This window comes from Halanaerobium polyolivorans, from assembly GCF_020711195.1.
GTDB lineage: Bacteria > Bacillota > Halanaerobiia > Halanaerobiales > Halanaerobiaceae > Halanaerobium > Halanaerobium polyolivorans.
Window position 1 is genome coordinate 60,303 of the sequence record NZ_JAJFAT010000001.1, and the last position, 24,059, is coordinate 84,361.

The window sequence follows — 24,059 nt, forward strand, 5'->3', positions numbered from 1 at the left end:
CATGGATGAGCTGAAAGTAATCTTAAAGCAAAAAGCTGCTGAATTAGAAAAAACCTTAGCAGAGTTAATTGAGCTTAAAGAGGATGAACTTGCTCCTGATTTAAGTGAAGCTATGCGCTATACCCTGCTTTCAGGGGGAAAAAGGATCAGACCGATCTTAACCCTCTTAACAGCTGAGCTTTTAGAAGGCAATTATCAGGCAGCCTTAAAAAGCGGTTCTGCTCTGGAAATGATCCACAGTTATTCTTTGATCCATGATGATCTACCGGCAATGGATGATGACCAACTGCGGCGGGGTAAAAAAACAAACCACCTTGTTTTTGGTGAAGCCAAAGCCATTTTAGCTGGTGATGCACTTTTAACCTATGCCTTTGAGATTTTAGCCGGGCTTGAACTAGAGCCAGCCAAAAAGATTGAGATTATTAAATTGATCGCTGTTAATTCAGGCAGACAGGGTATGGTGGGTGGACAGACCCTTGATATAGAGGCAGAAAAAAAAGAATTGAGCTTAGCTGAAATGCAGAAAATCCATGCTGCCAAAACCGGAGCTTTGATCAAGGCCTCAGTTTTGAGTGGAGTTTACTGCTCAATCTACTCTGAAGCAGAAAAAGCGGCCTTAGAAGAATATGCCAGCAATTTAGGAGTTCTATTTCAAATTGTTGATGATCTGCTTGATCTAACAGGTGATACTGAAAAACTTGGTAAAAATGTTGGTAGTGATGAAGAGCTTGATAAATCAACCTATCCCAAACTTTTAGGTATTGAGGGAGCGAAAAAGGCAGCTTTAGATCATGCTCAAAAAGCTAAAGAATCACTAGCCATATTTGAAGAGCAGGCAGAAGTACTAATAATGCTGGTCGATTATCTTTTAAGCCGTCAGCATTAATTGAAGGGTATATCATAATATGTTATAATTAATAAAAATACGGATGGTGCAGTATTCTAGTCAGCACACTATTCTTGAAGGCGGGCCTAAAAATCCGTCAAAAGGCATATCGATGAAGTTTCTTTTGACAGCTTCTGACGCCCAGTCGGGGGCTGTTAAGGGAAGTTAAGGGTTTGGGGCGATCCACAATGGCATGTGGGCGTTGACCCCTTTCCCGTGGAGGTCTGGTTTTGTCATATACTATATAGCGAAATCGGGTTCACCTGCTTAAACCGCAAGGTTTGGTAGTGTAGCCTGCTTTGAAGTGGTACTGGAGACAGTAGCAAAACAAATGAGTTTGGATCCAGCTCTTTGTGGAACCTGCTGGAAACTTTTACTGCAAAAGAAGCTAGGGAATAGTTAAGTGCTGTTAAGGAAAACTTCTAGACTGTCTGTTTGTTCAGGGTATGACAGGGATTAAAGTGTGCTCTTAGTGGCAATCCAGTTCTGTAGAGGGAGACCCTACAGCCGGAATTTAAAGAGAAATCACCTGAGTGGTGACATTCGGGTATTGCGGGGGAAAACCTACTGGACCTATGGTACAGCATTTATCTGTCATATTACCATCTGTTATTTAAATAAATTGAGGTGTATTTTTTTTGGATAATCTTAGAAGCAGTATTATTATTGCTATATTAACGTTTTTTATCGCGGTAGGTGTTAGCTCTGTGTCACAAACACAGGTACAGTTCGTATCTTTACCGATGGCAGTAATAATACTGTTAATTATTATAATAGTCGGTGTTTTAGCAGATATGATAGGTGTTGCAGCAACTGTCTCCAGAGATGAGCCCTTTAATGCCAGGGCAGCTAAAAAGGTTTTTGGAGCCAAAACAGCCCTTTATCTTTCTAAAAATGGGGATAAAGTGGCCAGTATAATGTGTGATATTGTAGGTGATATCTGTGGTACCATCAGTGGTGCTACAGGTGCAGTAATTGCCCTGCAGTTATCTGAACTCTATCAATATTCCTTTTTTATCAGCAGTTTAGTTATTATTGGTTTGGCTTCAGCACTTACAGTTGGCGGTAAAGCTTTTTTTAAATATTATGGGATAAAAAAATCAAATGAAATCATCTTTGTGAGCGGTAAAATTATGGCTATATTTATTAGATCATTTTCTTATCTAATTGCTTTATTTAAAAGAGGGGGAAATAATGGGTAATTATTTAGCGGAGATTAATGGTTTAGATGATTTTAAAAAAGTTAAATTTAATAAATTAAATGAATTAGCAGCTGAGATCAGGGAATTTTTAATCGAAAATATTGCTCTAACCGGTGGTCATTTAGCCTCCAATTTGGGTACAGTAGAATTGGCGATGGCCCTGCACTATTATTTAAATAGTCCTCAGGATAAAATAATCTGGGATGTAGGTCATCAGGCCTATACCCACAAAATTTTAACCGGACGCCGGGATTGTTTTAATAGTTTAAGACAGAAAAATGGAATAAGTGGTTATCCTAAATGTGGAGAAAGTCCCCATGATATTATGGGAGTGGGACACAGCAGTACTTCAATTTCTGCAGCCTGTGGACTGGCCTTAGCTAAAAAACAGCTCCAAGCTAAGGGAGATATTTATGCAGTTATTGGAGATGGTTCTTTAACAGGTGGGATGGCTTTTGAGGCCTTAAATCATGCCGGAGATATTCAGGCAGATATTAATGTTATTTTAAATGACAATGAAATGTCTATTGCCGGGAATGTTGGTGCCCTTTCTAATTATTTATCTAATCTCCGCAGTGATCCTAAATTTAAAAGGGCCAAAGAAGATATAGAATTTCTCATTAATAAGATTCCTCGGATAGGCAGTACGGTTTCCAATACGGTTTCAAGGGTCAAAGATGCCCTTAAGTACAGTTTTATTCAAGGAGTATTGTTTGAAGAGTTTGGTTTTAAATATTTAGGACCAATTGATGGTCATAATATTGAAGAATTGATAAAGTATTTTAAAGAAGCAGAAGATTTTTCTGGCCCGGTTTTACTGCATGTAGTGACCAAAAAAGGGAAGGGTTATCTACCAGCAGAAGAAAATCCGGATAAATTTCATGGGGTAGGTCCTTTTAATATCGAAGACGGCAGCACTAAAAAGAGAAAAGATAAAGCAAGCTACAGTCAGGTCTTTGGAGAAAGTTTAAGCAGACTGGCTGCTGAAGATGATAAAATTGTAGGGGTTACAGCTGCGATGCCTGCTGGAACAGGGATGAACATCTTTGCTGAAAAATATCCAGAGCGGCTTTATGATGTGGGAATAGCTGAACAGCATGCTGTTACTATGAGTACAGGTCTGGCCAAAGGTGGTTTAAAGGCAGTCTGTGCAATTTATTCTACATTTTTGCAGAGGGCCTATGATCAGGTGATCCATGATGTAGCAATCCAGAATGTTGATCTTACCTTAGCCCTGGATAGGGCTGGGATAGTTGGTAATGATGGTGAAACCCATCAGGGGGTATTCGATTTTTCCTTTTTGCGCCCTATTCCCAATTTAGTTTTAATGGCACCTAAAGATGCAGATCAACTCCAGGATATGCTTTATACTGCTGTAAATTATCAGGGCCCAGCAGTTCTGCGCTACCCAAGAGGTAGTGTCAATGGTAATTATGAGCCCAAAGAATTTAAAGAAATAGAAATTGGCCGAGCTGAAGAATTAATTGCAGTCAAGGCTGAGACCAAACTGACAATAATTGCTGTTGGTTCAACAGTTTATCCAGCCCAAAAGGCAGCAGAAATTTTAAATAATAATGGCTATCAAACAGCTTTAATTGACAGCAGATTTGTCAAGCCTCTGGATGAAGAGATGATTTTAAAAGCAGCTGCAGGCTCTGAAAATATTTTGATTGTGGAAGAACAGGTTTTAGCAGGTGGATTTTCTTCAGCTATTTTGGAACTGCTTAATGATAAAGAGCTTAAAAAGCCAAAAATTAAGCGGCTTGGGATTAGCGATCAATTTGTAACTCAGGGTGAAATGGCAGAAAAGAGAGCTGAATATGATTTAGATGGCAGAGGAATACTTAAAAATGCCCTGCAGATGCTTGATCAAAACAGGGAGGCAAAATCTTTATGGCCCAAAAAGAACGACTAGATATAGTAGTTACCGAAAGAGGTTTATTTAAAAGCCGCTCCCGGGCAAAAAGAGCTATTATGGCCGGTCTGGTTTTTGTTGATGGTCAGCGGGAAGATAAAGCAGGAACTCAGATCACTAAAGATGCCGAGATAGAGATTAGGGGAGATAAAAACCCTTATGTATCTAGAGGTGGTCTAAAATTAGAAAAAGCCCTAAAAAGTTTTGCTGTTGATGTAGACGCTAAAGCTGCCCTTGATATTGGTGCTTCAACAGGTGGTTTTACAGACTGTCTTTTAAAACATGGTGCCCAAAAGGTATATGCCATTGATGTAGGTTATGGGCAGTTAGCCTGGAAGTTAAGGCAGGATGAGCGGGTGGTTGTACTGGAAAGGTGTAATTTTCGTTATCTAGATAAAAAGCAATTAGATCTAGAAGTTCCCCTGATTGTGACAGATGTTTCCTTTATTTCTTTGCGCTTGATCTTAGAGGGAGTAAAAAGATTTTTAGAAAAAGAGGGAGACTTTATTGCTTTGATTAAACCTCAGTTTGAAGCTGGTAGAGAAAGGGTAGGTAAAAATGGGGTAGTTAAAGATCCAGCTGTTCATCAGGATGTTATTAATTCTTTAAGTGAATTTTTTCTTGAAAATTCTTTTCTCCCCTTAGCTTTAGATTATTCGCCAATTACAGGGGCCAGCAGTAAAAATATAGAGTATTTAATTCATTTAAAATATCTTGCTGAAGATGAAATAGAAGCTTTTGCTTTAGAGAAATGGCAGAATAAAGTTAAGCATACAGTTAAGACTGCTCATAATAAGCTGGGAGGTAAGTATGGATAAGGCAGCTTTGATCTTAAATCAGGATAAAAAAGAGGCATTTGCAATTGCAAAAAGAGCTATCAAATGGTTTGAAAAAAGGGATAAAGATTATTTAATCGAAGAGAGTTCTGCTCTCCAGTTAGATAGAGAAGCAAAAGAGGCTGATTATGATAAGATACTTCGGGAAGCAGATTATGTTATTATAATTGGAGGAGATGGGACTTTTTTACACAGCTCTCACAATTTTATAGGTAGTGAGATACCTCTTTTAGGCATAAATGTTGGTCATTTAGGTTTTTTAACCGATGTTGAGACTGATGAGGTAGAAAAAGTGCTTGAGATGATTTCAAATGGCAATTATCAAGTAGAAAAAAGAATGATGATTAAATCTAAACTGATCAGAGCGGGTAAAACGATATCCAGCCATTATGCCCTTAATGATTATGTAATCAATCGGTCTCCTGATTCACACATGCTGCAGATTAAACTATATATTAACAATGAATTAGTCAATAAATATCGAGGAGATGGACTAATTATATCTACTCCTACCGGTTCTACCGCTTATTCCCTTTCTGCAGGTGGACCGATCATTAATCCCAGACAGGTAAGGGCGATTTTAATCACTCCAATTTGTCCTCATAACTTACACTTAAGACCCATGGTAATTTCTGATCTTGAAGAAATCAGAATTAGAATAGATAGTGATGGCAAAACCATCAAAGGTAGTGCTGATGGCAGATTTAATGATGAAATAGTTCCTGGAGACGAGATTTTTATTAGTGCTGCCGATCAAGACCTCTGTATTTTAAAATTACCGGACAGAACTTTTTATACCACCATTAAAGAGAAGATGGATTTAGCTTAGCTGACAGGAGGTAAATGATGCTCAGTGACCTACAGGTAAAAAACTTTGCTTTAATTGATCAGGTTAATATTAATTTTAAACAGGGACTTAATATTTTAAGTGGAGAAACAGGAGCAGGTAAGTCGATAATTATAGGTGCTCTAGATCTTTTACTGGGAGCTAGAGCTAGCACAGATGTGATTAGAACTGCTAAAGATGCAGCCTATATTTCTGCTTTTTTTCAACCCTCTGAACTGGAAATAATCAATGATATTTTGGCTGAGGCAGGGGTAGAAAAAGAGCAAAACGGAATTTTGATTGCCAGAGAAATTAAAGCAAACGGCCGGAATAGAACCCTGATTAATGGTCAGCTGGCAACCTTAAGGATGGTTAGGAAGATCAGCCGTTATTTAATAGATATTCACGGTCAACATGAACATCAGCTGCTTTTAGATCAAGCTTCTCATTTGATGATCTTAGATGCTTTTATCGGGTCTGAAATCGAAGCTCTGCAAGAATTTATCAAAGAAAATTATGCCAAATATCAGGCATTAAATAAAGAATTAACTGAAATAGATATTGATGATGCAGAAAGAGTTCGAGAACTTGATATCTTAAACTTTCAGATTGATGAAATAGAAAAAGCAGGATTAAAGCCTGGGGAATATCAGGCCTTAAAAGAAAAATATCAATCACTTTCTCACGGTGAAGAAATATATCAAAATACCACAGAGGTTTTAAATGCTATCAGTGGTGATGATTATAGTTCCCAGGGACTGCTGGATAGGATGGCAGTTTTAAAAAACAAGCTGGAATCACTTAAAGATTATAATAAAAATCTGGCTAAATTAAATAAAAGTTTTGCCGATATTTATTATAGCTTAGAAGAATTTAGCTTTGAATTGGGAGATTACTGCAGCAGTTTTAATTATGATGAAGAAGAGCTAAGTTTAATTGCTGATAGGCTTGATTTGTTGAACTCCTTATTTAGAAAATATGGAGATAGTGTTGAAGAAATACTTGATTATTTAGCAGAAGTGAAAGCAAAAAAGAAAAAATTAGAAAATATTGAAGAAAAAATAGCTCAGATCAAAGAAGAAAAAAATGAGCTTAAAAATATATTAACTAAAAAAGCAGAAAAATTATCTGAAGTGAGAAAAGAAAGAGCCGGAGAATTCGAAACTAAGCTGAGTAATGAACTGCAGGATTTGGCAATGGAAGATGTTAGATTCGAACTTTCTTTTCAGAAAAAAGAATTAGGAGAAAATGGAATTGACAGGGTAGAGTTTTTAATTTCACCTAATAAGGGAGAAGAACTGCGGCCTTTGAGTAAAATTGCTTCAGGTGGAGAAATCTCAAGAATTATGCTGGCTTTAAAAACTATTACTGCCGGTCTGGATCAGGTTGATACCCTGGTTTTTGATGAGGTAGATAGTGGAGTTGGTGGAGAAACAGCTGCTCGGATGGCAGAAAAACTAGTCAATATTTCAAAAAACAGACAAATTATTTGTATAACTCATTTACCCCAGATTGCTACTGCAGGCAGTCATCATTACTTAATTAAAAAGGAAAAGGGTAAAAACAGAACCTATACCCATATCCATTCCTTAGCTGAGCAGCAGCGAGTAGAAGAAATAGCAAGGATGATTGGTGGAACTAAAATGACAGAGAAAACGATTGCTCATGCTGAAGAAATGCTGGATATGGCTGCCAAAGAGTATACAGCAGTTAAGATGAGTAAATCCAAAAATTGAAGGGGGAAGTAAAATGGGAACTATAGATGTGTTTATCGTTGATGATAATAAAGAATTTTGTCAGCTGCTTGCAGAATTTCTAGAGATGAATGAAGATTTTAATGTAGCTGGAATCGCTCATAATGGAGAAGAAGCTCTAGATTTGCTGGCTGAAAAAGAAAGTCCAGATGTTTTAATTATAGATTTAATTATGCCCCATTTAGATGGAATGGGAGTTTTAGAAGAATTAAATAGTGAAGACCGAGTAAGGGAAATGAAAATAATTGCTTTAACAGCTTTTGGTCATGATCAGATGATGAAAAAGGTTATTCAGCTGGGAGTAGATTATTATATTATGAAACCTTTTGATTTAGATAAACTGGCAATGAGGATCAGGCAGCTGATGGAACCTGAGATCGAAAGTCAAAAAAGTGTTAAGTATCAGGGTAAAAAAGAAAAAGTTATGGCAAAAGAAGATATCAGAGCTTTAATAACCTCTATTTTGCATGAGATGGCCATTCCAGCTCATATCAAAGGATATCATTATATTAGATATGCGGTTGAACTTGTAATCGAAGATATGGATATTTTAGGAGCAGTAACTAAAAAATTATATCCGATGGTTGCAGAAGAATTTGATTCTACCTCAAGCAGGGTTGAACGCTCAATCAGACATGCAATCGAAGTTGTCTGGGACAGAGGTAATCAAGAAGCTTTAGCAAAATATTTTGCCAATAATATGCAGGAAGAAAATAATAAACCGACTAATTCTCAGTTTGTAGCTAGAATTGCGGATAAGATTAAGATAGAAAATAACGTTTAATAGTTGGAGGTTAATAATGGAAATCAAGCAGGAGCAAAAAGTTAGTGGAGAAAGAATTTATTCAGGTAATATTTTAAATTTAAATAAAGATCAGGTGGAGTTTTCAAATGGTCTCACATCGGTTCGGGAAGTGGTTGAACATAGTGGAGGTGTTTCAGTCCTGGCCGAAAATGAGGAAGGCAAAGTGCTTTTAATCAAACAATACAGATATCCGGTTGATGAGGTTATTTATGAAATCCCAGCTGGTAAATTGGAAATAGGGGAAGATCTAGAAGAATGTGCTGCCCGAGAACTGAGAGAAGAAACCGGTTATCAGGCAGAAAAATTCACCGAGCTTTATAAATTTTATCCAACCCCTGGTTATAGTACAGAATGCATCTATATATTTCAAGCAGAAAAACTCTCCTATGTTGGTAGAGAATTAGAAGAAGGAGAATATATAGAAGTTGTGCCTAAAAGCAAAGCAGAATTAAAAGAGCTTTTTAAAAATGGTGAGCTTAAGGACAGTAAAACCTTGATCTCTGTTATGCATTATCTTGGTGATCTTTAATGTTAAAGGAGTTTTTTGCCGATCTTCATATTCATATTGGGGGAGCTAGTGATGGCAGTCCCGTTAAAATAACAGCTTCAGCTAAACTTAATTTCCCCAATATATTAGCAGAAGCTGCTTTTAAAAAAGGACTTGATTTAATCGGGATAATCGACTGTGCTTCACCGGTAGTTTTAAAAGATATTGAAGAAATGCTGGCTAAAGGAGAAATGAAAGAGCTCAAAAAGGGTGGAATCTTATATAAAGACTCTCTGCTTGTGCTTTTGGGAGCAGAAATAGAAAGCCGAGAAGAAAATGGCGGCCAGGTTCATTATATGGCCTTTTTTCCAAAAATAAAAAACATTAAAGCATTCAGCAGCACAATGGATAATTATATTTCTAATATTACTTTAAGTTCTCAGGCTGCAGCTTTAACAGGTAAAGAAATTTTAAAAATTGTTAGTTTCCACGGTGGAATATTGATTCCTGCCCATATTTTTACACCCCATAAAAGTTTTTATGGGAGGGCTTTTCAGAGCTATACCGAACTTTTCAGCACTGCAGAGTGGGAAGAAATACCAGCAGTAGAATTAGGTTTAAGTGCTGATACTAAGATGGCTGATCTGCTGCCTGAACTGCAGGCAAAAAGTTTTTTAAGTAATTCTGATGCTCATTCATTACCCAAAATAGCCAGAGAATATAATATATTTCAAATGGAAGAATTAAATTATAAAGAATTTATTAAAGTTTTAAAGCGGGAAGAAGGAAGAAAAATCAGCAAAAATTATGGTTTAAATCCTGAGCTTGGCAAATACCACCGTTCTTTTTGTGAAAAATGTAAAAGGGTTTTTACTCAGCCTGAGGCGGTTCTCAGCTGTCCCAGCTGTGGTAAGGAAAAGCTGGTTTTAGGGGTAAAAGATAGAATATTAGCAATAGCTCCCCAAAAAGAAGCTCAGAGCCCAGCTCACAGACCTCAATATATTTATCAGGTTCCACTGCTGGATATTCCCGGGATTGGGAAGAAAACAATCCAAAAAATATTAGCCAATTGTGGCAGTGAGATGGATGTACTGCACAAAATTAGTTCTGAAAAATTAAAGAGCTGTCTCAGCAGTAGAATTTATAAAAAAATTGCTAAGGCCAGAAAAAAAGAATTTAGCTTTCAATCTGGTGGGGGAGGCAAATACGGTAAGGTTATTTTTTAAGCACAAAAAGGAGGTTATCATGGCAGATCAAAAACTTATAAAATATGCAGATGTATTAGTAAATTATTCACTAGAATTAAAAAAAGGTGATGAGATCTTGATTCAGGGAGAAAATGTTTCAACTGAATTGATCAAAGAGGTCTATAAAAAGGCTTTAAAGATCGGTGCTCATCCTTTAATAATCACAACTATACCTGAACAAGAAGAATTATTCTATAAATTTGCTGGAGAATCTCAGCTTAATTACTCTTCTCCCTATTTAAAATATTTGATCGAAAATGTGGATGCAACTCTGAAGATCTTAGGCCATAATAATACCAAAAATTTGGCTTCTGTAAATCCTGAAAAGATAAAGGCAAGAACCCTAGCTAAAAAAGAAATTACAGAAATAATGCTCAAAAGGGCTGCAGAGGGTAGTTTAAACTGGAATGTTTGTCAGTTTCCAACCCAGGCTGATGCCCAGGAAGCTGGGATGTCACTGCTTGATTACAGGGAATTTGTTTATCAATCCTGTCATTTGAACAGACAAGATCCGGTTGCCTACTGGAGCAAATTTGGTCAGGAATTAGAAAGGATAGCCGAGATATTAGCAGAGAAATCAGAACTCCACTTTTTAGCTGAAGATACAGATTTGAAGCTTAAGGTAGGTGGTAGAAAGTGGATAGCAGATAAGGGTAAGGAAAATTACCCTGGTGGAGAAGTATTTACCGGTCCGATCGAAGATAGTGTTGAGGGTAAAATAAGGTTTTCTTTTCCCGGAATTTATAGTGGTAAAGAAATCGAGGATATTAGATTAGAATTTGAAGCAGGCCGGGTTGTTGATGCTTCTGCAGCTAAGGGTGAAGAACTACTTCATTCTCTGCTGGAAACAGATGAGGGCTCCCGTTATGTTGGTGAGGTAGCAGTTGGCTGTAATCAGGGAATTGATAAATTCACCAGAAATATGTTATTTGATGAAAAAATAGGTGGGACAATTCATTTAGCTTTAGGCCGCAGTTATCCAGAAACTGGGGGAGAAAATATATCCACCATTCACTGGGATATGCTCTGTGATATGAAAAACGGGGGAGAAATTTATGCTGATGGTGAACTAATTTACCGTGATGGTAGTTTCATAATTTAAGTTTAGGAGGGCAAAAATGATTGAAGACATTAAAAATAATGCTGCTCAAATTTTAGAAAAGATAGATTATCAGCTAGAAATCGGACTTATATTAGGCTCAGGGCTTGGTGTATTGGCTGAAGAAATAGATGAGCCAACTATGATCGATTATGATCAATTAGATAATTTTCCCAGCTCTACAGTTGAAGGTCATACAGGTAGGTTTGTTATCGGTGAATTATCCGGCAAAAAAGTAATTGCCATGCAGGGTCGGTTCCACTATTATGAGGGATATTCGATGGAAAAATTAACCCTGCCGGTTAGAGTGATGAAAGAATTAGGGATAAAAAAACTGCTTTTAACAAATGCAGCTGGAGGAGTTAACAGCAATTATTCTCCGGGAGAATTTATGCTGATCTCTGATCATCTTAATTTTATTGGTGATAATCCACTCAGGGGTGAAAACCTGGCCGAATATGGGCCTAGATTTCCTGATATGACAGAAGCATACAGCAAAGATTTAATTGCAGTTGCAGAAGAAGCGGCAAAAGATAATTCGCTGCTGATTCGTAAAGGTGTTTATGCTGCTATGTCAGGACCCTGTTATGAAACCCCTGCAGAAATCAAATTTTTAGCTGCAGTTGGGGCAGATGCTGTGGGGATGTCAACAGTACCTGAAGTGATTGTAGCCCGTCATATGGGGATAGAAGTGCTTGGTATTTCCTGTATTACCAATATGGCTGCCGGTATTTTAGCCCAGCCTCTAGATCACAGTGAAGTAGTAGAAACTGCAGAAAGAGTTAAGGTAGATTTTATTAAATTAATGCAAGATATTATAAAAAAGATCTAGCTGGAGGGTTTAATGATGCGTGCATATGATATAATATATAAGAAAAGAGAAGGACAAAAATTAAGCAGAGCAGAAATCGAATTTTTAATCGATGGTTATGTTGAGGGAGAGATCCCCGATTATCAAATTTCTGCCTGGGCAATGGCGGTCTATTTTCAGTCTATGGATGCTGAAGAAACAGCTGATCTAACGATGATTATGGCTGAATCTGGTGATATGATCGATTTAAGTCAAATCAAGGGTAAAAAAGTTGATAAACACAGTACAGGTGGGGTAGGAGATACTACAACCCTGATTTTGGCACCACTGGTAGCCAGTGCCGGAATTCCGGTGGCAAAAATGTCGGGTAGAGGACTTGGTCATACCGGAGGTACCATTGATAAATTACACTCAATTGCTGATTTTAATACAGCTTTAAATCTGGATAGATTTTTTGATAATGTTAATCAACATGGAATAGCTGTTGTTGGTCAGAGTGGTAATTTAACTCCTGCAGATAAAAAATTATATGCTCTCAGAGATGTTACTGCAACTGTAGAATCTATTCCTTTGATCGCCAGCAGTATTATGTCTAAAAAAATTGCTGGTGGGGCAGATGCAATTATGCTTGATGTAAAAACAGGTAGTGGAGCTTTTATGAAGGATTTAAAAGAAGCAAAAAAGCTGGCTAAAGCAATGGTTGCAATCGGTAGAGAAATAGGTAGAGATACTGCTGCCTATATTACAGATATGAGTCAGCCGCTTGGTTATGCGGTTGGTAATGCCTTAGAGGTTAAAGAAGCGATAGAGACTTTAAAGGGTAGAGGTGCTGCTGATTTAAGAGAACTCTGTCTTGAGTTAGGAGCAGGGATGCTCGAACTTGCCGGTCAGGCCGAAGATCATGCTGAAGCTAAAGCAATTTTAAGGGAAAAGCTGAATAATGGTCAGGCCCTGGCAAAATTGAAGCAGATGATTTCTGCTCAGGAAGGTAATCCAGCAGTTATCGATGATTACTCATTATTTCCGACTGCAGAAAAAAAAGTGGAAATTAAGGCCCAAAAAGATGGCTATATAAAAGAGCTAGATGCCTTAAAAGTTGGCCTGGCAGCAATGCTTTTAGGGGCTGGTAGAGAAAACAAAGAGTCTGAGATAGATCTGGCAGTTGGAGTAGAGTTAAAGAAAAAAATTGCTGATCGGGTTACTAAAGGTGATACCTTAGCTCTGCTGCATGTTAATGATGAAAAAAATCTGGCAGAAGCAAAAGCAAAACTTACAGCTGCATATAGTTATTCTCAAACTAAAGTAAAAGCTAAAGATTTAATTTATGAAAAAATTACATAAAAGATATTTAGAGGTGAGTTTATGACTATTTTTAATGGGGAACGTCTAGAAACCGAATTATTTCAGCTTGATAGAGAAAGGATGGCAGCTGGTTGGTATTCTGATGTTTATTTTCGCAATATAGCTGGAATTTTAGAAGAGCTTTCTAAAGAGGGTTATGAATTTAAAGGTCAGAATATAGGAGATATTGAAGTTGAACTACAAATCTTTCCCAGACGTCAACCATTTTGTATAGCTGGTGGGATCGATGAAGCATTATCTATTTTAAAAACTGCAACAGGATATGAAGATGAAGCTGGAAATTTTGTTAATACTTCCTCTGAATTAGAAGTTGAAGCCTGTCATGATGGTGAAAAGATTTTTTATAATGGTAATCCCCATAATGTTGAACCGGTAATAAAGATCAGGGGCCGCTATCGAGATTTTTCTATTTTAGAAACACCGATACTCGGTTCTTTAACCGAAGCTTCTCGAATTGCAACAAATGTCTATAAGGTAATGGTTGCAGCTAGGGGTAAGGATATTTTGTTTTTTCCGGCTAGATTTACCCACTATAAATTACAGGCAATGCATGGTTATGCCTATTCATTGGGGGTAAATGCCTATAACAATGAATATGATACCAATACAGGCCGCTTTATATCAACTGATGAACAGGGTGCCTGGTGGGGAGGTAAGGGTGGAGGAACGATCAGTCATTCTTATGTGGCCTCCTTTTTAGGTGATACAGCAGAGGCTATGCTGCAGTTCTGCCGCTTGATGCCCCTGAATGTAAATAGAATTGCTCTGGTTGATTTTGACAATGATTGTGTAGCTACAACTTTAAAGGTTTTAAAAACCATGTTCAACAAATATATCAGTCTTTTAAAAGCAGGTGAAAAAGAAGAGGCCCAACGCTATAGATTATTTGGGGTTAGACCTGATAATTCATCAGATTTAAGAGATGAAAGTGTTCAACCCTTGGGGAAAAAGGAATTAGATAATGGGGTAAATGCACGCCTGATCTTTAACCTTCGTAAAGCTATTGATAATGCTTATAAAAGCTGGGACCTTCAGCCCGGGGATATCAGCAGAGCTAAAAAATTCTGCAGAGATGTAAAGATTATTGCTACAGGTGGTTTTACTCCCCAAAAAATAGATCGTTTTGAATCTTCTCAGGTACCGGTTGATATTTATGGGGTTGGCAGCTGGCTTTTATCTAACTGTGGAGCAGAGGATACCAAAAATGATTATACTGCAGATGTAGTTAGGGTAAAAGTAGACGGGAAATGGAAAGAAATGGCCAAGGTTGGCCGTTCTCCAGCCAGCAATCCGAATTTAGAAAAAGTTGATTTGAGTGAGATTGAATAGTTTAAGTTAATATATGAGACTGTCTCAACTGAGGCAGTCTTTTTGAAGTGGGGACTTTTTATGAAAAAGAGCAATAATTTATTAAATAGAATATTAAGCTCTATGGCAGAAGAATATTATCACCATCAGGGAATGATAATTAAAATTAATAATCTAACTGAGGTTGATTTTAAAAAGCTAAGTTTAAGAATTGATTCAGCTGAGCTTAAATATCACTCTGAAAACTACTATTTGGTTGACCAAAAAAATATCTATTTTAATAAAGAAAGTATTCAGCTATTGGAGAAAAAAATAGAATTTCTGCAGAAAGTTGTAGCAGGTGAATATAAAGTTCCTCACCTGAGCCGCGAAAAATATGCAGAGCTGGGGATAGATATAGTTAAAGGTCTGGATCTATTAAAAAAATATCAAAAAAATAATCATAATCAGGCTTCTTTTCTCCATTACAAAATAGATCTCTTAGATTATTTACCTAAAAAAAGGCGAGAATTTATTTTAATGCTGGCCGAAGAAGCTGCAGAGCTCGGCTATAATCTCTATTTGGTTGGAGGCCAAGTAAGAGATCTTTTGATCGACCTATCTTTAAACAAAGATCTTGACCTTTTATTAGAAGGTGATTTAGAAGCATTTTTTATCCACCTTAAAGAGAAAAAAGCTTTTGAATATGATTATAATAATAAATTTTCTACCGGTTTTTTGCATAATAAATATGGATATTCGATTGATATTGCCAGCTGTAGAGAGGAAAAATATCATTTTCCCGGTTCTTTACCCCTGGTAGAAAAGGCCGATCTTTTTTCAGATTTATACAGGCGTGATTTTACCATTAACACTCTGGTTATGGACCTTCATCCTAAACGGAAGGGCATAGTCTATGATTTTTTTGGAGCTATTTATGATCTGAAAAATAAGATGCTTAATGTTCTTCATAACTACAGTTTTAGAGATGATCCCCTCAGGATTTTACGGGGGATTCGTTTTCAGATATTAAAAGATTTTAAACTCAGTGCAGAAAGTATGGAATTAAGTAAAAAATCACTCAAACTTTATGATTATCAAAATCTGGCAGTAGAAAGAGTTTTTACAGAACTAAAATACCTCTTTAAAGCCAAAAAGGATATTTCTCAATTTTCAGCAATATTATTAAATCAAATTCCTGTTTTAAAATTAATTGAAAATGATTTTGAATTAGATATGAGTAAAGATGCAAATTTCCTCAAAGGAGAAAAACTGCTTGCCATCAGCAGAGAAAATGATTTAAAGGTAAAACACTTTCTTGTCAGACTTATAATTTTGTTTTATAATAGAGAAGAAAGCAAAATAAAGCAGTGGCCTATCTCTGAATATGAAGCTAAGCTATTTATTCATAAAGAGTGGGAAAAAATAGATAAAAACTTTTATCTACTTGCTGACCCTGCTTTAAAGTACAGAAAGTTAGAGAACTATCATCCGGAAGAATTAATAATGGCAGCAGTGATAAATTATGAACAAAAATTTGTGGAAGAGATCTTTTTCCATCTTAAAAAAAGAGAGGAAGTTAAAATCCCAATCAACGGTCATGATTTATTGGCAATGGGTTTAAAACAGGGACCTGAAATAAAAGAAATACTGCTTAAAGTTAGAGATCAGATTTTAAGAAATAAATTTAAGGATAGACAATCAGCCTTAAATTATGCTGAAAATTTAATTGAAAATCAGTATAATTAGAGGCTTTAGAAGAGGTGATTTAAATGAATACAATATTTGAGTTGATGTTATTAATTCCAGTTTTACTTTTTTCACTTTCATTACACGAATTTTCTCATGGTTATGTTTCCTATAAACTTGGAGATCCAACTCCTCAAAATCAGGGTAGATTAACCTTAAATCCTCTGGCCCATCTAGATCTTATGGGGAGTCTGGTCTTATTGATCACAAGAAGGTTTGGTTGGGCTAAACCGGTACCGATTAATCCAAATTACTATAATAATCCCCGCAGGGGAATGATGCTGGTTAGTATAGCCGGTCCAGCAGCCAATTTCTTTTTAGCCTTTGTTTTTGCAATGACAGGCAGACTGGTGGTATTTTTCAGTGCCAATACCCTTTTACAGCTGCAGCAGGCAGGCTATGGTAATTTAGTCCAAACATTTTTTGTCTTTATTCAGCTTTCGGTAATCATTAATTTGAGTTTGGGAATCTTTAATTTACTTCCCGTACCACCTCTGGATGGTTCAAAAATATTAAGAGGTGTTTTACCAGCTGAATTTGATAGATATATTAGAAAACTGGAAGGTCCATATGGGATGATCTTGATAATGATCTTAGCTTATACAGGAATTTTATGGTCCATTTTAAGACCAATTGTTAATACAATGTATAATATACTGCTTTAATGAGAGGTAAAATTTATGGATTACAAGGTAATAATTGATAGTTTTGAGGGTCCCCTGGAACTTCTTTATCAATTAATTAAAAAAAATGAAATAGATATTAATGAGGTTTCTCTGGCCAGCATTACTGACCAATATTTGGAATATTTAACAGAAATGCAAGAATTTGATATTGATTTAGCAAGTGAATTTTTAGTTATTGCTGCTGAATTAATGGAAATTAAAATCAAAGCTATTTTACCTTCTCAGGATGAAGCTGAAGAAGAAAGTGAGCATCAGCTGATAGCCAGGTTGAGGGAATATGAATTATTCAAAAATATTGCCTCTCTGCTTAAAGAATGGGAAGATGAAGCAGGTAATCGCTATCAATGTCAGGTTGATATCGAGCAAATGATCCCGGAAAAACTGCAGGTTGATATCTCTATTTCTGCTTCTCAATTAAAGGAATTGATTATTCAGGCTATAAAAGCTGAAAAAGAAGCAGAAACAGAAATACTAAAAAATCCCAAACTTGATTATTTAAAAGAGGAAAAGTTTAATATAAGTAATAAGATCAGGGATATGCTTAAAGATATCAGAAGGGTCAATGAAGAAATCTCCTTCTATAATCTCTTAGAAGAAAAAAATAATCAGCTGGAAATAGTGGTAACCCTGCTGGCACTTTTAGAATTGATGAAAAGAAAAAGAGTTAGGGTTATTCAATCCAATAATTTTTCTGAGATAAAGATAAGTTTGGAAAGGTGAAATAAATGGCTAAAGAAAATAAAGAAGTCAATTATGTAGCACTTGTAGAAGCTTTGATTTTTAGCTCTAAAAATAAAATAAAAAAAGAGACACTTTTAAAAATAACCGGTTTAAATGTAGGGCAGCTGGAGCAGTTAATCGAATATTTAAAGATCCAGTACCAAAAAGAAAACTCAGGTGTTGCTTTAAAATCATATGATGAGCACTATGTTTTTCAGACCAAAGAAATTTATTCAGATTATATAGAAGAACTATTTGATATTACAAGGGTTGCTTCTTTATCTACAGCTGCTATGGAAACACTTGCTATTGTTGCCTATAGACAGCCTGTAACCAGATCAGAGATCGAAGAAATAAGAGGGGTAAGGGTTGCTCAGACCTTAAATACCCTGGCTAAATATGATTTAATTGAAGAATTAGGCCGTAAAGAAACAGTAGGTAACCCTATAATATATGGGACTACAAATCAGTTTTTAGAATATCTTGATATCAATAATTTAGAACAGCTTCCAGAAATAGAGCGGGTAGAAAAACTATTTGCTAAAGAAATTGAAGCTGTTGAAGAAGAAAAACAGAAAAGCAATAATAATTTGGGGTGAAAGAATGGAAAGACTGCAGAAGGTAATGGCACATGCAGGTGTTGCTTCTCGAAGAAAATCAGAAGAAATAATTGCTGAAGGAAGAGTTAAGGTTAACGGAGAAGTTGTGACCGAAATGGGCTTTAAGGTTGACCCGGACAAAGATGAAATAATGGTTGATGGAGAGCTGATAATTGAGGAAAAAAAGGTTTATCTGCTTTTACACAAACCAGAAGGCTATATTACAAGTGTTTCTGATCCAAAAGATAGACCAACTGTCATGGATTTGATTCCTGAGCTTAAACAGCGGGTATACCCAGCTGGAAGGCTTGACTATGATAGTTCTGGGCTTTTAATATTAACCAATGATGGTGATCTCTGCTATAAGCTGACCCATCCTAAAAAAGAGGTAGATAAAAAATACTGGGTTAGAGCTAAGGGAAATATAGGGGAAGAAGATTTTAGTAAATTTGAAGCAGGGATGGTAATTGATGGCCGCAAAACTGCTGCAGCTAAAATAGAAAATGTTAATTATGTGAATAACTATACAGAATTTGCAATTACAATCCATGAAGGCAGAAATAGACAGGTGAGAAGAATGTGTAAAATTGCCGGTTTTTCGGTAGTTAAATTAAAAAGAGTAGCCTTTGCCTTTTTAAGCCTGGGCAGCCTGGCTGAAGGTGAATTTAGATATTTAAGTGAAGAGGAAATCGCTAAACTTAAAAATGTCGGCTGATTTTCCCTAAAAAGCAGGAATATGCTGCTTTATCAAGAAATACTCACTTAGATGTTAATAATTTCATAAACTTTAACTTCAGTAAAGTGCTGGTTTCCCATCTAAAGATTAAACAGTATTTGATCTAAACTATGAGCTTCATTTAAGGGGGAACTTATTTTTTTATGGATTGTTTAAGAGTAGCATCAAAATCAGATCCAAAATCTGTAGCAGGAGCATTATCAGGACTTTTAAGAGAGAATAAAAAAGTAGAATTACAGGCAATTGGGGCTGGAGCAGTTAATCAAACTATTAAAGCTATAGCAATTTCTAGAGGTTATGTTGCTCCAAATGGGATTGATTTAATCTTGATTCCTGCATTCACTGAAGTTGAAATTAATGGCCAAGAAAGAACAGCAATTAAGTTTTTAGTAGAACCGAGATAATTGAGTTTTATTAAAACCTATCCGCAAGGATAGGTTTTTAAGTGTAATTTTTAGATAAATTTAAAGGTAGGTGGTCAATATTTTCTTAACAAAAATAAGACTTAAAGGTTTTAAGTCTTTTGCAAATCAAACTGATATTGAATTAGAAGAAAATATAACTGCTGTTGTAGGACCTAATGGGAGTGGAAAAAGTAATATTGTTGATGCTGTTCGCTGGGTGCTGGGAGAACAGAGTGCCAAAACTCTCCGCGGCAGCAGAATGTCAGATATTATATTTTCTGGTAGTGAGGAATTAAACCCCAAAAGGTCAGCCAGTGTAACCCTCTTTTTTGATAACTCTGATGGAATATTAGCTGTAGAGGGAGATGAACTTACCTTAGGTAGAGAAGTTGATAGTGATGGGAAAAGTGATTATCTGATCAATGGGGCCTCCTGTAGATTAAAGGATATTGAAGCCCTTTTAATGGATAGCGGCCTCGGTAGTGATGGCTATTCCATAGTTGGTCAGGGTAGAATTGATTCGATTATTCACAGCAAAGCTGATAAATTAAGAGAATTTTTTGAAGAAGCTGCTGGAATAATGAAACATAAATCACGGAAAGAAGATGCAGAAAAACGCTTAGAAAATACCCAAAATGATTTAAATAGAATTCATGATCTGGTCTCTGAGCTGGAAAAAAGAAGAGAACCTTTAAAAAATGCAGCTACCAAGGCCAAAAAATTCAAAAAATATAAGGCTGAGCTAAAAGATTTAGAACTTAGTCTTTTAAATAAAAAATGGCAGCAGCTATCTGAAGAATTTAAAGTAGTTGCAAAAGATAGAAATAAGGCCAAAAAAACAATGGATGAAAAAGAAAGCAAATATAATAGTGCTAACTATAAATTAGAAACAAAAAAAGACAAGTTAAAACTGAAGAAAAAAGAACGGGAAGAAAATAACAGCAGCTATTTTCAAAATCAAAATAAAGTTAATGAGATCAATAATAATCTCAATCTTTTGGCAGAACGCCGAAAAAATTATTTAGAGAAAAAAAGCGAATTAAAAGCTGAGCAGGAAAAACTGCAGGCAGAAATTGAAAAAAAAGCAGAACTTTTAGCTAAAAGTAAAGAAAATTTTGCGGTGATTAATTCTGATCAAAAAGAATTGAAAGCAAAAATAACTGAATTAAATAATGATTTAGCTGAGTTAGAAGCTGAACTGCAGACTGCTGAAACTGCAGCAGCAAAGAAAAAAGAGCAGATTGAAGATTTTAACAGTCAAATCCGCTCAAATGATTCTCTTTTAGAACGTTTAGGGGAAAGGGTTGAAATTACTGAACAGAGATTGGCAGAAATTTCAGAGCAGAAATCAGCTTTAGAAGCAAAAATAGCAGCTAAAACAAAAGAGAAAAGAGCATTAAGTGAGAAATTAGAAGAATTAAAAAAAGAGCTGAAAAATAAAGCTCAATTAATAGCTGAAGCTAAAAGTGAACTGAGCAGCCAAAAAGAAGCACTGGAAAAAGGTAAAGAGGAGTTAATTTCTCTCAAAGAAGATTTTCAGCACTGCAGTTCTCGTCTGCAGCTGATGGAAGAAATGCAGGAAAATTATGAGGGCTATTATAATGGAGTCAGGGCTGTATTAGAAAAGAAAGATCTTTTTCCTGAACTGATTGATGTTGTTGCAGAAATAGTTTCTGTTGAAAGTGAATATGAAAAAGCCTTAGAAACAGCTTTGGGGGCAAAATCGCAAAATATTATTGTGGAAAATGATGCTGCTGCCAAAAAGGCTGTCAATTATCTTAAAAAGCAGAACAAAGGTCGGGCCACATTTCTGCCCTTAAATATGATCAATGGTTCCCGCCTTTCAGATAATTATTTAAGCCAGTTAGAAAACTATCAGGGTTTTAAAGGCTTGGCGGTAGATTTGGTTGATTTTCCGCCCCGCCTAGAAAATATATTCAATTATCTTTTAGGTCAGATTGTAGTTAGTGATAACCTTGATAATGCCGTAGCAATGGCCAAGGGTATTAAAAGAAGTTTTAGGGTTGTAACCCAAAAAGGAGATGTTGTTTATCCTGGAGGGGCAATTTCTGGAGGCAGCAGTACAAAAAACAGCCGCAATTTAATTGGCCGCAGTCGTAAAATAGAAGAATTAAAAAAAGAAAAAGCTGAACTTAAAAGCAGAGGTGAAAAGCTGGTTGGAGAACTTAAAACTCTGCAAAAAGAAATCAAAGCTCAAGAGGCAGCTAACAGCAATGAAATTGAAGAGCTGCAGTCTTTAAAGCTGGCTGAAAACAATCAAGAAAATCAACTGCAGCGGCTTAAAGAAGAGCTGAGTGAATTAAAAGAAAATCTGGGCTCACTTGCAGAAAATTATCAAGAGCTCAAAGATAAAATAACTGAGAATAAAAATACTATCACAGCTAAAAAAGAGCAGTCCCAAAAATTAAAAGCTGAAATTAAGACAAAAGAAGCTGAAATTAAAGCACTTAAAGAAAAAATAGCTGCTAAAAAAGCTGAGATCGAGCAGCTGCAGCCAGAATTAAAAGAACTGGAACTTGATGGAGCCAGAATCTCGGAAAAAAGAGATAATGCCAGAGAAAAATTAGAGGAAAAAGAAGCTCAGTTAAATAAGCTTAAAAATGAAGCAGCAGAAACGGAAAAGAAAATAGCTGCAATAGATGCCGATTTAAAAAGAATTAAAAACAGAGAGCAGAGCTTAAATGAGAAAAAAGAAGATTTAGAAAGTGAAGCTCTCAAGCTTAAAAAGAAAAAAGATGAACTTAAGCAGCTGGTTGCTGAGTTAGAAGCAGCTGTGGAGACTAGAGAAGCTGAAATCAAAGAGATTCAGAACTCTTTAAATGAATTAAAAGATGAATTTCATGAGCTTGATTTAAATTACAATAAGCTTAAAAGTGAGCTGCAGGGTATTGAAAAAATACTGGAAGAAGACTATAATTTAAAAGCAGAAGAAATTAATGAATCTGAATTAATCGAAATTAAAGCAGAAGCTGAAGCTGAGGTAGAAGCAAAAATTAAAGAACTGAAAAAAAAGCTGAATCAACTTCATCCTGTCAATGAGGCAGCAGTTGAAGAATTTAAAGAATTAAAAGATAGGCTTGATTATTTACATGAACAGCAAAATGATCTCAAACATGCTAGAAGATCAATTGAGCTTGTTATAGATGATATCGAGGAATCTATGGAAAAGATGTTCAGTCAGACCTTTTATAAGGTAAAAGAAAAGTTTGCTAAAGTATTTAAAGCTCTTTTTCAGGGAGGTAAGGCAGAATTAAAACTTACTGAGCCTGATGATATGCTGACAACAGGGGTTGAAATACAGGCCCAACCACCTGGTAAAAGTTTAAAAAGGCTTTCTCTACTTTCTGGAGGAGAAAGAGCTTTAACAGCTATTGCTTTAATCTTTGCTTTTATCCAGGTTAAACCAAGTCCTTTTTATGTCTTAGATGAGATTGATGCACCTCTTGATGATGTAAATATAGTTCGTTTTGCAAGCTTTATTAAAAGATATGCTAAGGTAGCCCAGTTTATTATCATCACTCACCGCCGTTATATGATGACCGAGGTTGAATCGCTTTATGGAGTAACAATGGAAAAATCAGGAGTATCACGCTTGATCTCACTTAAATTAGATCAGGATGATAGCTTAGAGGAAGAATTTATTGAGGAGGCTTTATAGTGAGTTTTTTAGAAAGATTAAAAGATGGATTAAAGAAAACTAAAGAAGGTTTTGTAAATAAGGTCAGTAATATCTTTACTGGTAGGACAAATATAGATGCTGAATTATTTGAAGAATTAGAAGAGGTTTTAATTCAGGCAGATGTTGGTGTCAAAACGACCTTTACTTTGATCGAAAAATTAAAAGAAGATATTAAAGAAGAGGATATTAAAGAGCCGGAAGAACTGATGAAGTATTTTCAGGCAGAATTAAAAGCAATGCTGCAGAATGAAGAGGGAACTTTTGATTTTGCTAAGGATTTAAATATTATTATGGTTGTTGGGGTAAATGGTGCTGGTAAAACTACCACCATTGCAAAAATTGCCGGCCGCTACAAAGAAGAGGGTAAAAAGGTAATGTTAGCTGCCGGTGATACCTTTAGAGCTGGCGCAATTGAACAGCTGCAGATCTGGGGAGATAGACTGGGAGTTAATGTAATTGCTCAAAAAGAGGGTTCTGATGCAGCTGCAGTTGCCTATGATGCGGTCCAATCAGCAAAGGCAAGAGGTGTAGATCTTTTAATAGTTGATACTGCTGGTAGACTTCATACCCAGAAGAATTTGATGGAAGAGTTAAAAAAGGTTAAAAGGGTTATTGATAGAGAGGCTCAAACAGTAGAGGCTCAGGTAGAAGTTTTATTGGTTCTTGATGCAACTACAGGCCAAAATGCAATTTCTCAGGCAAAATTATTCAATGATGCTGTTGATGTAGATGGAATCGCCTTAACCAAACTTGATGGCACAGCTAAGGGTGGAATTGTTATTGCAGTCAAAAATGAGCTGCAGATACCGATTAAATTGATTGGGGTTGGAGAGGCCTCTGAAGACCTACAGAACTTTGATCCAGAAGAATTTATTGAAGCCTTATTTAGCAACAATGAATAATTCTAAAAAATGCTTGACAAATGCCCTAAAATATCATATACTATCA

21 protein-coding genes are annotated in these 24,059 nt (G+C 36.0%); all 21 read left to right on the forward strand.

Annotated elements, in window-relative coordinates; genetic code table 11:
- The first annotated feature begins 1 nt into the window (after position 1).
- The 21 genes from LJ207_RS00345 (at position 2) to ftsY (ending at position 24,013) form a co-directional block, all read left to right on the forward strand.
- Complete coding sequence (locus LJ207_RS00345) at positions 2–886, forward strand: polyprenyl synthetase family protein (protein WP_229342970.1); 885 nt, start codon at positions 2–4, stop codon at positions 884–886.
- Between the two features lie 638 nt (positions 887–1,524).
- The gene (locus LJ207_RS00350) at positions 1,525–2,088 is read left to right on the forward strand and encodes a hypothetical protein (RefSeq protein WP_229342972.1); all 564 of its coding nucleotides are present in this window, start codon (positions 1,525–1,527) and stop codon (positions 2,086–2,088) included.
- Positions 2,081–4,003 carry a 1-deoxy-D-xylulose-5-phosphate synthase gene (dxs, locus tag LJ207_RS00355; RefSeq protein ID WP_229342974.1) on the forward strand — a complete coding sequence of 641 codons (1,923 nt, stop codon included), beginning with the start codon at positions 2,081–2,083 and terminating at the stop codon, positions 4,001–4,003. The genes LJ207_RS00350 and dxs overlap by 8 nt, the downstream gene beginning before the upstream one ends.
- Entirely contained in the window at positions 3,982–4,821 is an 840-nt protein-coding gene (locus tag LJ207_RS00360) for a TlyA family RNA methyltransferase (protein WP_229342976.1), read from the forward strand. Before dxs ends, LJ207_RS00360 begins: the two co-directional genes overlap by 22 nt.
- Positions 4,814–5,668 (forward strand): NAD(+)/NADH kinase, encoded by an 855-nt coding sequence (locus LJ207_RS00365; RefSeq protein ID WP_229342978.1) that lies wholly within the window; start codon positions 4,814–4,816, stop codon positions 5,666–5,668. The genes LJ207_RS00360 and LJ207_RS00365 overlap by 8 nt, the downstream gene beginning before the upstream one ends.
- A 17-nt stretch (positions 5,669–5,685) precedes the next feature.
- A complete protein-coding gene (recN, locus tag LJ207_RS00370) occupies positions 5,686–7,401 on the forward strand; it encodes a DNA repair protein RecN (RefSeq protein WP_229342980.1) in 1,716 nt (571 codons plus the stop codon).
- A 13-nt stretch (positions 7,402–7,414) separates the two neighbouring features.
- Positions 7,415–8,203 (forward strand): sporulation transcription factor Spo0A, encoded by a 789-nt coding sequence (gene spo0A, locus LJ207_RS00375; protein ID WP_229342982.1) that lies wholly within the window; start codon positions 7,415–7,417, stop codon positions 8,201–8,203.
- 16 nt (positions 8,204–8,219) lie between these two features.
- A complete protein-coding gene (locus LJ207_RS00380; protein WP_229342984.1) occupies positions 8,220–8,753 on the forward strand; it encodes an NUDIX hydrolase in 534 nt (177 codons plus the stop codon).
- Entirely contained in the window at positions 8,753–9,937 is a 1,185-nt protein-coding gene (locus tag LJ207_RS00385) for an endonuclease Q family protein (RefSeq protein WP_229342986.1), read from the forward strand. Before LJ207_RS00380 ends, LJ207_RS00385 begins: the two co-directional genes overlap by 1 nt.
- Before the next feature lie 19 nt (positions 9,938–9,956).
- Complete coding sequence (locus tag LJ207_RS00390) at positions 9,957–11,060, forward strand: aminopeptidase (protein WP_229342988.1); 1,104 nt, start codon at positions 9,957–9,959, stop codon at positions 11,058–11,060.
- 16 nt (positions 11,061–11,076) lie between these two features.
- A complete protein-coding gene (locus LJ207_RS00395; RefSeq protein ID WP_229342990.1) occupies positions 11,077–11,889 on the forward strand; it encodes a purine-nucleoside phosphorylase in 813 nt (270 codons plus the stop codon).
- 15 nt (positions 11,890–11,904) lie between these two features.
- Complete coding sequence (locus tag LJ207_RS00400; protein WP_229343450.1) at positions 11,905–13,209, forward strand: pyrimidine-nucleoside phosphorylase; 1,305 nt, start codon at positions 11,905–11,907, stop codon at positions 13,207–13,209.
- A gap of 21 nt (positions 13,210–13,230) precedes the next feature.
- Entirely contained in the window at positions 13,231–14,559 is a 1,329-nt protein-coding gene (locus LJ207_RS00405; RefSeq protein ID WP_229342992.1) for a nicotinate phosphoribosyltransferase, read from the forward strand.
- A gap of 60 nt (positions 14,560–14,619) precedes the next feature.
- On the forward strand, positions 14,620–16,266 hold the full coding sequence (locus LJ207_RS00410; protein ID WP_229342994.1) for a tRNA nucleotidyltransferase/poly(A) polymerase family protein: 1,647 nt from the start codon (positions 14,620–14,622) through the stop codon (positions 16,264–16,266).
- Between the two features lie 23 nt (positions 16,267–16,289).
- Positions 16,290–16,931, forward strand: a complete 642-nt coding sequence (locus LJ207_RS00415) for a site-2 protease family protein (protein WP_229342997.1) — start codon at positions 16,290–16,292, stop codon at positions 16,929–16,931.
- A gap of 15 nt (positions 16,932–16,946) precedes the next feature.
- Positions 16,947–17,672, forward strand: a complete 726-nt coding sequence (locus LJ207_RS00420; protein ID WP_229342999.1) for a segregation and condensation protein A — start codon at positions 16,947–16,949, stop codon at positions 17,670–17,672.
- Between the two features lie 5 nt (positions 17,673–17,677).
- On the forward strand, positions 17,678–18,271 hold the full coding sequence (scpB, locus tag LJ207_RS00425; protein ID WP_229343001.1) for an SMC-Scp complex subunit ScpB: 594 nt from the start codon (positions 17,678–17,680) through the stop codon (positions 18,269–18,271).
- Positions 18,272–18,275: 4 nt separating this feature from the next.
- Positions 18,276–18,986 carry a pseudouridine synthase gene (locus LJ207_RS00430; RefSeq protein WP_229343002.1) on the forward strand — a complete coding sequence of 237 codons (711 nt, stop codon included), beginning with the start codon at positions 18,276–18,278 and terminating at the stop codon, positions 18,984–18,986.
- 164 nt (positions 18,987–19,150) lie between these two features.
- Entirely contained in the window at positions 19,151–19,411 is a 261-nt protein-coding gene (locus LJ207_RS00435) for a stage V sporulation protein S (RefSeq protein WP_229343004.1), read from the forward strand.
- 70 nt (positions 19,412–19,481) lie between these two features.
- Positions 19,482–23,090: a chromosome segregation protein SMC gene (gene smc / locus LJ207_RS00440; RefSeq protein WP_229343007.1), complete on the forward strand. Its 3,609-nt coding sequence runs from the start codon at positions 19,482–19,484 to the stop codon at positions 23,088–23,090.
- Positions 23,090–24,013: a signal recognition particle-docking protein FtsY gene (ftsY, locus tag LJ207_RS00445; protein WP_229343009.1), complete on the forward strand. Its 924-nt coding sequence runs from the start codon at positions 23,090–23,092 to the stop codon at positions 24,011–24,013. The genes smc and ftsY overlap by 1 nt, the downstream gene beginning before the upstream one ends.
- Positions 24,014–24,059 lie beyond the last annotated feature (46 nt).